Below are 11,919 nucleotides of genomic sequence, written 5' to 3' on the forward strand. Positions count from 1 at the left end.
GGGAGACAAATGAATATTGTAGAGACGCGATTCATCGCGTCTTTGCCCAATGCCCAATGCCCAATGCCCCAAGCGGCGGGGCGACTATCCCTCTCCACCCAGCAGAATATGAAGTTTCCCGCCGCTTTCAATCAATCTTGCCAAGGTGTAGTCGGTGCATCTGGATCGTCTGAAGGTGCAGTGGGAATTGACGAATTATTTTGCCTCATAGTATTTTTATTGATATATGTACTCAACTGCTCAAAGGCGATTAAAGCCTCCCTTGCAGTTTGATAGCGTTGCTTATAGTCTTCCAATACCATTTGGCTGAGAATGTCTGCTAAGGGTTCGCTGACTTCTACCTTATCGCGCCATTGCAACTCACCCTCGCTATCTCTTTTAAACTCGTGGGGGGAGATACCAGTCAAGGCTTTGATACCTATCATCCCTACTGCATAGATGTCGCTACTATATTGGGGACGACCAAAACATTGTTCGTTAGGTGCATAACCTTTTGTACCAATGCCAATGGTGAAGGGGGTGTGTTCTTGATTTTCCATTGGCGGTGCAGATACGTCTTTGACTGCACCAAAGTCAATTAATACTAGTTTCCAGTCAGAATGGCGGCGGATAATGTTGCTAGGTTTAATATCGCGGTGAATTACTTTATTTTCATGCACAAATGCTAATGTTTGCAGTAAATCTCGTAAAGTATCAATAACTGTAGTTTCTGATAGACATTGACCAGAAGATAATTCTTGGCTTAATGGATGACCGACTATAAATTCTTGCACTAAATAAAATTCTTCGTTTTGTTCAAAATAAGCTAATAGTTGGGGTATTTGCGGATGGTTACCCAATCTTTCTAATGTTTGCGCTTCGGAGTTAAATAAACGTCTGGCTAGTTGCAATCCTGTGGATTTGGTATTTGCAGGTTTGAGCTGTTTGACTACACAACGGGGATTTCCCGGACGATGGGTATCTTCGGAAATGTAGGTTTCGCTAAAGCCGCCAGAACCGAGAACTTTGACAATTTTATAGCGTCCGCCCAGTATGATACCAGCTAAGGCTAAATTCCGTTGCTGGAGTAAGTCTTGCAAGTCATCTTGTTGGCTAATGATTTCTTGCACCACTGCTGAAGATTGATGTTTGCGAAATATATCAATTAATTGCCGTTTTTTAATACTTTCTCTAATTACTTCGGTTCCCAGGTAAGTGAAGCCACTAAAAGCGATCGCAATTATAGGTATAGTTGTGGGAAAAATTAAATCGTTGGCGATAAACAATACATAGCTCATTCCGCCCCACATCGTTGCTAATCCCAGACTCAATATAAATCGCGTGCTACCACGTTTACTGCGAGTACAAATCAAGATTGCACCCCCAACTATGGTGAGTACAAATAAACCGCGTAATGGGGGACTAGTGATACCTTGAGCGATCGCTTTATCGTACATTAAAGTCGCGATCGCATTGGCATGGATTTCTACCCCAGCCATGCGTTCGGGATACAGCCAGTGACTACCCGCCGCTACAGCATAAAAATCATTGCCTAACTGAGCTGTCGCGCCAATAATCACAATTTTATTTCGGAACACCTTACCCCGTTGCAAATAATTTTGCCAATTTTCCGGGTCAAGTACATACCAAAAGGGAATTTGTTCAAATGTCCCAGAAGTTCCCCAAAAATGAATGCGATCGCCTTTAGGTCGAGGATAATTAATTTGCGCCGCCCTCAGTACTGCTTCGTCAAATGAGGGCATCTTATCAGTAATTAAATCATTAGTTGCCAGTAACTGCGTATACTCGCTGGCTAATCGGTGAATTTTGCCATCTACCTCTATGGGAAAATTTACCGTCCCGATTGATACTGAACCTTTATGAAACATCCTTTGCGGTTGCGTTAGCTGCACAAAGTTTCCTTGATGGGTGTCAAAGTGTTCGTACAGCGCAGCTAAAGTAACTTTACCACCGTATTTTTCTAAGGCTGCTTGCAATTGGCGATCGTCCGCCGGGCCATAACTGCTTGGAGTATCAAACACAACATCTAATGCCACAGCCTTAGCACCAGCCTGCACCAATTTTTCAATAACTTGGGCATATGCAGCACGTTTAAATGGAAAAGATTTCAGTGGTTCCAGGTAAGCATACTGTTGTGGATTTGTTTTATAGTACTGTTCAGGGACTGATACAGACTGATTGTCGATTGCCAAAATCACAATGTCTTCTGGAGGATTTACTGGCCCCCGCAGTTGAAAAAAAGTCGAAATCGCCTGACTTTCCATCAATTGCACCATACCCATACCAGAAGTACTCAGCATGGCTGCGCCAATTGCTGAAGCACCAGTCAACACATGACCAAACCAAGTTATCAGCTTGGAACGGTAAGTTGAAGTGGTCGAAGTGGCTTTTGTCGGTTTGCTTAACCGTCCATCGCTAGCAGAGACATCTTGTTTAGTTGCGGTAGAGGTAGGTTCTTCTGCCATATCGTGTTATTGAATAATTAAGGTACAACAACTTTTATTTATTCAGACCCTGTTTTCGTGCAACCACATTGAAATCTGACTTAAATGAGAAACTTATACATTTGTCATCTATCAATTAATTTCCCCCAAATTTTTATTCATATCGCTACTTTGCTTACTTATAGTTATTTTTACAATCCTGACCTCATTCTTGCAAACAGTTGCAAGCTGTAATCTTCCCAAGTACTCAGCTAAAAATCCTTGGTCTTTACACTTGCTGGAGATGAGATCTACCCCACCCAACATTTATACCCCCAATCGCGAGTGGATGGAGCAAAGCTTTTCAGTTGTCATTGGTCAGTAGCATTATCTATGCAACTGACATCAGTATTGATGACGATCGTAGCATCACCCAGAGGGCAAGTTATATCGCAACTGGTTTGATCGCCCTCCCTCAGCCAACGATCTCAATATATATTTGCCATTGACAGCTGACAAAATCCTCAGCCACTAGCGAAGTTTATTTTCCGCAACTTCTGTGACTGCGGTAACGCCAATCCAGCAAAAAAATTCTGTCCTGTTGATGATGGCAAAAATTAGAGCTGCGCTTTCGCCTAACTTCTCCCCTACAGGTTGTACCATACCTCTTTAGGAGTAAACTGAACTGTTATACAGTTAAGATTACTGTTATTAAGTCTAATTTATTGGTAGATTTTGATCGGAGGGTAACGCTTGTATTGCCCTATATCCAAAGCTCAGAGTCTCCAGGATCTGCTCTAATGTTGCCGCTATTATTAATGAATTTAAAGAGGTTAAGATAAAAGCTATACATGAAGATACACTTTATAGATATTAGCAAATTGAGCGATTGATAATTGCTATAATCTATTGTTCAATCTACAATTCTTTTCTATTATTTAGGTGTAATTTTTTATGGTATCTCCTATGAATCGTCTGTCTATTTTTGTAGACGGAAACAATATGTTCTATGCGCAGCAAAAAAATGGCTGGTTTTTTGACCCCAGGCGAGTATTAGAATATTTTAAACACGAACAAGCAGAAACAACCTTAATCAATGCCTTCTGGTACACTGGCTTAAAAGACCCCCAAGATCAACGAGGTTTCCGCGATGCTCTAATTAGTTTAGGATATACAGTACGAACGAAAATTCTCAAAGAATATTATGATGATTCTTCCGGGAGGTACTCGCAAAAAGCTAATCTAGATATTGAAATTGTTGTCGATATGTTCAATACAGTAGATCAATACGATAGAGTAGTTTTATTTAGCGGCGATGGCGATTTTGAACGGGCAATTGAACTATTACGCTCAAAAAATACACATATTACAGTAGTTTCCACAGAAGGCATGATTGCTAGAGAATTACGTAATGCTACTGATAGATATATAGATTTGAATGATATTAGAGACCGCATAGAAAAGACTGAAGCCTAATATAGTTAACAAAAATTTACAAATGTAAATAGTAAAAAACTTAAAATCCAAGTGTAGTTATAGCAAAAAGTCCACCCTAAACTAAACAAAGAGAAAATGAGCAGCCAACCAGAGCGAATTATCATATTTGATACGACATTGCGCGATGGCGAACAATGTCCGGGAGCGACCTTAAATATAGATGAAAAGCTAGTAATAGCCAAGCAGTTGGCGCGGCTTGGGGTAGATGTAATTGAAGCGGGTTTTGCGTTTGCCAGTCCGGGAGATTTTGAAGCTGTTAATAAAATCGCCCAAGTTGTCGGTACAGAAAATGGCCCGGTAATCTGTAGTTTAGCCAGAGCCAAGCATGATGATATCAAAGCCGCAGCCGAAGCGATTAAACCAGCAGCGAAAGGTAGAATTCATACATTTATCGCCACATCTGACATTCATCTCCAGTACAAGCTGAAAAAAACCAAGTCAGAAGTAATTGCGATCGCGGAGGAAATGGTCGCCTATGCCAAAAGCTTTACCGATGATGTAGAATTTTCCCCAGAAGATGCCGGACGCTCCGATCCAGAATTTTTGTACCAAGTATTAGAAAGAGCGATCGCAGCTGGCGCAACCACAGTGAATATTCCCGATACTGTGGGTTACACAACCCCCAGCGAATTTGGGGCAATAATTAAGGGGATAAAAGAAAACGTCCCCAACATCGACAAAGCGATTATTTCCGTTCACGGACATAACGATTTAGGTTTAGCCGTTGCCAACTTCTTAGAAGCAGTCAAGAATGGCGCGAGACAATTAGAATGTACCATCAACGGCATTGGCGAACGTGCCGGGAATGCAGCTTTAGAAGAATTGGTGATGGCGTTGCATGTGCGGCGACAATATTTTAATCCCTTCTTGGGCAGACCAGCCGATTCTGAACAGTCCTTAACCAATATCGACACCAAGGAAATTTATAGATCTTCGCGCCTGGTGTCTAATTTAACCGGGATGTTGGTGCAGCCAAATAAAGCCATCGTCGGGGCTAACGCCTTTGCCCATGAATCCGGCATTCACCAAGATGGTGTATTAAAGAACAAGCTGACCTATGAAATCATGGATGCCCAATTGATTGGCTTAACAGACAATCAAATCGTTTTGGGTAAACATTCTGGGAGAAACGCTTTCCGCACCCGCCTAAAAGAATTGGGCTTTGAATTATCTGAAAGCGAATTGAATAAAGCCTTTGTCAGATTCAAAGAAGTCGCTGATAAAAAGAAAGAAATCTCCGATTGGGATTTAGAAGCGATCGTCAACGATGAAATTCAACAAGCGCCGGATTTGTTTAAAGTAGAATTGGTGCAGGTTTCCTGTGGAAGCAACGCCCAACCTACCGCCACAGTTACCTTGCGCACTCCCGATGGACAAGAATTAACCGACGCCGCCATTGGTACCGGGCCTGTGGATGCAGTTTATAAGGCAATTAACCGTGTAGTTAACGTACCTAACCAGTTGATTGAGTTTTCTGTACAATCGGTTACAGCAGGTATTGATGCGATTGGGGAAGTAACTATCCGGTTAAAGCATGAATCGCGCATATTTTCAGGTCATGCAGCCAATACAGATATTATTGTGGCTTCGGCGCAAGCTTACGTAAATGCACTGAATAGGTTGTATTCTTCTTTGCAATCTAAAGAGAAGGCAGAAGAAGCGACTCCCCAGAAAGTCTAGATAAATCTGAGTTTGAGTTGCTAGAACCCCGATTTCTTGAAGAAGTCGGGGTTCTAATTATGTAATACTAATTTAAATAATGTTGGCGCTACATCAATATATTCTAGAGGGCATGGCAGTGCCCATACCTGTCAACTTAATGCGAAAGCCAGTTACCGCAAGGAACTGAAGTTCCTTGCTAATAGCCAAAGTCATCTCAAGATGACTAAATATCCAAATATCCTTAAAATCTTGAGTCTACTTCAGTAGGGGCGGGTTCACAGATATGCTCCAATAATTCACGACTATCTCGCTGAACCCGCCCCTACTTGGGCTATGAGCCTTGAGCAAAGTCGAAAGGCGGGCGACAAAGCTAAGACAGAGGCTATACAGCATATTTCAGGTAAATGAGGTACGCGCTTCGGGGCATGGCAGTGCCAGTGCCCCTACAATCAACGATAATCTGTACCTCACCCACTAGCAATATGCTGAAGTTCCTTGCTAATAGCCAAAGTCATCTCAAGATGACTAAATATCCAAATATCCTTAAAATCTTGAGTCTACTTCAGTAGGGGCGGGTTCACAGATATGCTCCAATAATTCACGACTATCTAGCTTAACCCGCCCCTACTTGGGCTATGAGCCTTGAGCAAAGTCGAAAGGCGGGCGACAAAGCTAAGACAGAGGCTATACAGCATATTTCAGGTAAATGAGGTACGCGCTTCGGGGCATGGCAGTGCCAGTGCCCCTACAATCAACGATAATCTGTACCTCACCCACTAGCAATATGCTTTAAGTTGACACTAATGGGTAGTGCCATGCCCCTACCGTCTGTTGTCTTCTTTTTGCAAATTGATAAATTATTCTCTGTGCCATCTGTCTTGAAAAGTTCTGAGCGCCGGAAGCCGGCGCTCAGACTTTTCGCTGTGTCTCTGTGGTTCATAAATTAATTATTCACCACAGAGAGGGCAGAGGCGCAGAGAGATATAGGAATATTTTTCGCTTTAAAAGCAGAGTTTAGATGATGAATTGGGAGAAGTTGCTGTGACTAGAGGGATTTGAATGGTAAATTCTGTACCTTCTCCTAAAGACGAGACACAATGCAAACTGCCAGCGTGGATTTCTGTGATAATCTGATGACTAATCGCTAATCCTAAGCCTGTACCTTTACCTTCTGACTTGGTAGTGAAGAAAGGGTCAAATAATTGCGATCGCACTTCTTCTGACATTCCTGTACCATTATCGGCAATTTTGATAATTAGATAATTTTCATCGCTATTGGTGGTGATAGTAATGATATTAGGATGGGCGAGTAAATCAGCAAAACTTTTGTTCTGGTTCGACTCTTCTAAAGCATCAATCGCATTAGCGCACAAATTCATAAAAACTTGGTTGAGTTGTCCGATATAGCAATCAATTTGCGGTAAATTACCATAATGCTTGACAACTTGAATGGCAGGACGATTTGTGGTAGCTTTGAGACGATGCTGTAAAATCATTAGGGTAGTGTTAATTCCCTGATGAATATCGGCGGTTTTTTTCTCAGTTCCATCTAGGCGCGAAAAATTGCGCAATGATTCCATGATTGCTTGAATGCGATCGCTACCTAATTGCATGGAAGAAATCATTTTTGGTAAATCTATCAGCAAGAATTCTAAATCAATAGCTTTTGTTTGCTGTTCAATTTCCTTACCTGGTTCGGGAAATTTTTGGCGGTAAAGGTTGACTATATTAATTAAATCTTGAATATAGTCGTTAGCTAAAGACAAATTACCAGAGATAAAATTTACCGGATTATTCACTTCATGGGCAACACCTGCAACTAACTGTCCTAAAGAAGAGATTTTTTCTGTATGTGCTAATTTGGCTTGAGTGCGTTGCAATTGTTGTAAAGCTTGTTCTAGTTTACTCGCTTGTTGTTGCTGAAAACATCTTTCTATATGTTGACGTTGGATAATTTCATGTTCGAGATTGGCTAAAGCTACTGTTCTTTCGATTGCTGTTGTCTCTAAGGAAATTATTAATGCTAATCCTAAAATTGCAAAGGTGACAATCCCAATAGTTGTAGCTAGCGCAGCAGCATCAACAGCCATCGCTGAAGGTGTCTGTACTACTGCGATCGCATGAAAGTTAGTAGCAGTCATCCCTGTATAATGTACAGTAGGGATAGCTGCGCCCATAATCATCGCACTAAATATTTTCTTCCTTCTATAGGCTACAGTATGGCGATCGGGTAAATGAAATGCTAACCATAAAGCTGCGAAGGAAACGATAAAAGCGATCGCTACGGAAATTCCTACTAATAGATAGTTGTAATGAATACTCGCATTCAGACGCATCGCCACCATTCCCGTATAGTGCATGGTGGTAATACCCAGCCCCATCAATAGACTACCAGCAAGTAAATTAGAGATACCCATTACTTCCTGACTGACAACAAATAAAGCACAGCCTGAGGCGAAAATAGCTGCCAAAACTGATATCAGCACGGTAAATATATCATATTTTACAGGAATTGGTAAATGAAAGGCGAGTATGCCGACAAAGTGCATAGACCAAATACCAGTTCCCATTGCGATCGCACCGCCAATTAACCAGCCAATTTGCGCATATCCTATCGATCTGCGCACTCGTTCCGCTAAATCTAAGCTGGTGTAAGCAGCCAGTAGTGCGATCGCTATTGAAAGAATTAATAACCGAATGTCATAACTACCAGTAATAACTGTACTCATATAATAAATTTATTTTCTCTGCCAGCAAAATTCATTTCAGCACCGATGCTAATTCTATAAAGAGAAAATAAAGAAAATATGAGATTTTTAAAATTAATAATTCCCTAATAAAAGACAAATTCTTATAATTCCCATTTCTTCCTCAAAAATCACACCTAATCTTTATCTTGTGTTTGATTTAATTAAATATCGTCAACAGTAATTCCCCTTACTGATGACTAATGACTAATGACTAAAGCGCATCATCATTTTTTCTGGTGCAGCTAAACTTTTAAACCCGCAGCGTCGGTATAATCCATGAGCGTCTTTCGTTCCTAAGAACCACTTAGGTACAGTTTGCAGTTCTGAATATTCCAAAATGTACTGCACAAACCATTTACCTAAACCCTGTCTGCGATAAGGCTCAAGAATAAACACATCTTTTAACAGCGCAGAAGTAGCATAATCAGTAATTACCCTAGCAAAACCAACTTGCTGTTCATCTTCGTAAAGTCCGAAGCATAAAGAATTTTCAATTGATTTTGCTAAAACTTCTAAAGGCATATTTTCTGCTAAATCAGCACTGCACAGAAAATTGTGGATCATGGGGATATTCAGTTTAGATTTATCTATGCTGATATAAAATCTATGTTTTAAATCTTCATTCATAGCGACCTCAAGAAATTTACCAATAAATTGATTTATCTGCGAGATGTAGATGCAAATGATGAAAAACTCCACCCACAAGGGGATGGAGTTTTTGGGCATGGGGAATCGGGCATGGGGCATGGGAAAGAACATAACCAATGCCCAATGCCCAATGCCCCAAGCGGCGGGGCGGCTGTCCCTCTCCACCCACAAGGGGATGAAGTTTCCCGCCGCTTTCGATGAAACTACTGAAACATTAGCTGAATGAAAGAGGCTATATTCAGCAAGAGCAGGGATATATCTATTATTAATTATGAATCAAATAGGTACCACATCTTGGAATTTAGTTTTGGATACCTTCAAAAAAATTTGGGGCTACGATGATTTTCGTTCCCCACAGGGAGAAATTGTCAGCAGTTTATTAGCTCAAAAAGATGCCTTAATTATTATGCCCACAGGCGGGGGAAAGTCGATTTGTTTTCAACTTCCCGCACTGCTCCAAACAGGATTAACTTTGGTAGTTTCCCCTTTAGTGGCGTTGATGGAAAATCAAGTACAGGAACTACGTCAGTTAAACCTCAGCGCCGCATTGTTGCATAGCGAATTACCAGCATCTCAACGCCGTTTAACAATGCAAGCATTAGCACAACAAAAACTGCGGTTATTATATTTATCACCAGAAACTTTACTGAGTGCGCCAGTTTGGGAAATTTTATCTCAGCCACAATTGCAGATTAACGGCATCATTCTCGATGAAGCCCATTGTTTAGTCCAGTGGGGTGAAACCTTTCGTCCAGCTTATCGCAGATTAGGTGCAGTGCGCCCAGCTTTGCTGCAATCGAAACCAGTCGGAACGAAAATTAGCGTAGCAGCTTTTACCGCCACTGCTGACCCTGTAGCGCAAAAAACCATCGCCACAGTTTTACAATTACAACAACCAGATATTTATCGTCTCAATCCCTACCGGGCGAATCTGCATCTTAACGTCTGCATAGCTTGGACTCCGAGAGGGAGAAAGCAGAAATTATGCAAATTTATCCAAAATCGACCGCAACAAGCCGGATTAGTCTATGTGCGCACCCGCCGCGATAGCGAGGATTTAGCCGCATGGTTTACGGAAATGGGTTATGCTACAGCTGCGTACCATGCAGGTTTGAGTGCAACAGAACGCCGCGCTGTGGAAGCTAGCTGGTTAAGTGGTAAAATGCCATTTGTGGTCTGTACCTGTGCATTTGGTATGGGGATTAATAAACCAGATGTGCGTTGGGTTATACATTATCACGCACCGTTGCTGCTTTCAGAATATGTGCAAGAAATTGGGCGCGCTGGAAGAGATGGAAAACCAGCCGAAGCTTTAACGTTAATTAGCGAACCTACAGGATGGTTAGATGGGGAAGATAAACAGAGACAGGAGTTTTTTGCACAACAAATGCGATCGCAACAACAAACCGCACAGCAATTAATCAAAAAACTACCCAAACGAGGAGAAGTCAATTCTGTAGCGCGACAATTTCCCCAAGGTGCGATCGCTCTTTCTCTACTCCATAGTAGCGGTCAATTACACTGGCTTGACCCATTTCATTATCAAATCCAGCCAAGAGTCAACAAACAGCCGATAAACCAGCTTGCAGCCGCCAAGCAAATGCATCAGTATTTACATAGTAAACATTGTCGCTGGCAATTTTTATTAACCGCCTTTGGTTTTGACAAAGAAGCCGCTAACTGGCGTTGTGGACATTGCGATCGCTGTTTGTCTAAATAATTATCAATTTGTCAAAAATCTCCGGCTACTTTTTCTCTTCGTGACTTCGCGCCTTCGTGGTTTAATCATATTTTTTAACCGCGAAGGCGCAAAGAACGCAAAGAAGAAGAGTTTATTGAAGTATCAGCTTTAAAACTGGCGTAAAAAGCGCAAATCGCTGGCGTACAACCTGCGAATATCATCCATTTGATGTAAAACCATCGCAAAACGTTCTACACCAAAACCAGCAGCAAACCCAGTATAAATTTCTGGGTCATAACCTACAGATTTTAAAACATTTGGATCGACCATCCCGCAACCCATCACTTCCAGCCAGCGCCCATTCCATTGCAAATCCACTTCTGCAGAAGGTTCGGTAAAGGGGAAGTAACTCGCACGGAAGCGAATTGGCAAATCGCCAAACATAGCTTGCAAAAATACCTTAATTGTGCCTTTGAGGTCTGTAAATGTTAACCCCTCATCAATGGCTAAAAGTTCTATTTGATGGAAAACGGCTGAGTGTGTCGCATCCACATTATCCCGGCGATAAACTCGCCCTGGCGCGACTACCCGAATTGGCGGTTCTTCCGTTTCCATGTAACGAATTTGCACGGAGGAAGTGTGAGTCCGCAGCAAATTACCATCTGGTAAGTAGAATGTATCTTGCATATCGCGGGCGGGATGGTCTGGCGGAGTATTCAACGCCTCAAAATTGTAATAATCTGTTTCCATCTCTGGCCCTTGCGCCACAGTGTAGCCCATGCCCACAAAAATATCCAGCGCCCGGTCAATAATACCATTGAGGGGGTGAATTCGACCTTGGGGGCTGAAAATTCCTGGCATAGTGACATCCAGAGTTTCCGCTTCTAACTGGGCTTGAATTTGCGCAGTTTCTAAAGCGGTGCGCTGCTTATCTAAACTATCTTGTAAAGATTCTTTAACAGTATTGGCGATCGCTCCAATTTTCGGGCGTTCTTCTGCACTCATCTGCCCCATACTGCGCAAAAGTGCCCCTAGTTGCCCTTTTTTACCCAGATAGCTGACTCTGAGTTCTTCTAGGCGTTCTAAGGTATCAGCAGCTGCGATCGCTTGTTCTCCTTCCTGCCGTAGTGCTAAAAGTTGAGCCTCTAAATTGCTAGTCATTAGTTAATACTCAAGAGTCAATAGTCAATTGGTGTCAATCGTCCAAAGTTTTGGACTTGTCGGCAAATAACCCTAGTAGTATGCCATTAAAACCAAA

At 42.0% G+C, this 11,919-nt stretch carries 7 protein-coding genes; 3 read left to right on the top strand and 4 right to left on the bottom strand.

Translation table 11 applies throughout. The features are described from left to right. Positions 1–131 precede the first annotated feature (131 nt). Positions 132–2,465: a serine/threonine-protein kinase gene (locus tag H6G08_RS21990; RefSeq protein WP_190546761.1), complete on the bottom strand. Its 2,334-nt coding sequence runs from the start codon at positions 2,463–2,465 to the stop codon at positions 132–134. Between the two features lie 912 nt (positions 2,466–3,377). Between H6G08_RS21990 and H6G08_RS21995 the strand changes: the two genes are divergently transcribed. Beyond that, positions 3,378–3,899 carry a LabA-like NYN domain-containing protein gene (locus H6G08_RS21995; RefSeq protein WP_096646186.1) on the top strand — a complete coding sequence of 174 codons (522 nt, stop codon included), beginning with the start codon at positions 3,378–3,380 and terminating at the stop codon, positions 3,897–3,899. 96 nt (positions 3,900–3,995) lie between these two features. Next, the gene (locus H6G08_RS22000) at positions 3,996–5,600 is read left to right on the top strand and encodes a 2-isopropylmalate synthase (RefSeq protein WP_190546762.1); all 1,605 of its coding nucleotides are present in this window, start codon (positions 3,996–3,998) and stop codon (positions 5,598–5,600) included. 983 nt (positions 5,601–6,583) lie between these two features. On the opposite strand, the gene H6G08_RS22005 is transcribed toward H6G08_RS22000, so the two are convergent. Both H6G08_RS22005 and H6G08_RS22010 read right to left on the bottom strand, forming a co-directional pair. Then, entirely contained in the window at positions 6,584–8,311 is a 1,728-nt protein-coding gene (locus H6G08_RS22005; RefSeq protein WP_190546764.1) for an MHYT domain-containing protein, read from the bottom strand. 225 nt (positions 8,312–8,536) lie between these two features. Beyond that, a complete protein-coding gene (locus H6G08_RS22010) occupies positions 8,537–9,058 on the bottom strand; it encodes a GNAT family N-acetyltransferase (RefSeq protein ID WP_242046233.1) in 522 nt (173 codons plus the stop codon). A 193-nt stretch (positions 9,059–9,251) separates the two neighbouring features. Here H6G08_RS22010 and H6G08_RS22015 point away from each other — a divergent pair, with 193 nt between their 5' ends. Continuing rightward, entirely contained in the window at positions 9,252–10,700 is a 1,449-nt protein-coding gene (locus H6G08_RS22015) for a RecQ family ATP-dependent DNA helicase (RefSeq protein ID WP_190546766.1), read from the top strand. Between the two features lie 129 nt (positions 10,701–10,829). Here H6G08_RS22015 and pheS read toward each other — a convergent pair whose 3' ends face one another. Beyond that, positions 10,830–11,822, bottom strand: coding sequence for a phenylalanine--tRNA ligase subunit alpha (gene pheS, locus H6G08_RS22020; RefSeq protein ID WP_096646015.1), 993 nt, complete (start codon positions 11,820–11,822; stop codon positions 10,830–10,832). Between the last annotated feature and the right edge of the window lie 97 nt (positions 11,823–11,919).

Origin of the sequence: Calothrix anomala FACHB-343 (assembly GCF_014696435.1) — a bacterium.
GTDB lineage: Bacteria > Cyanobacteriota > Cyanobacteriia > Cyanobacteriales > Nostocaceae > Aulosira > Aulosira anomala_A.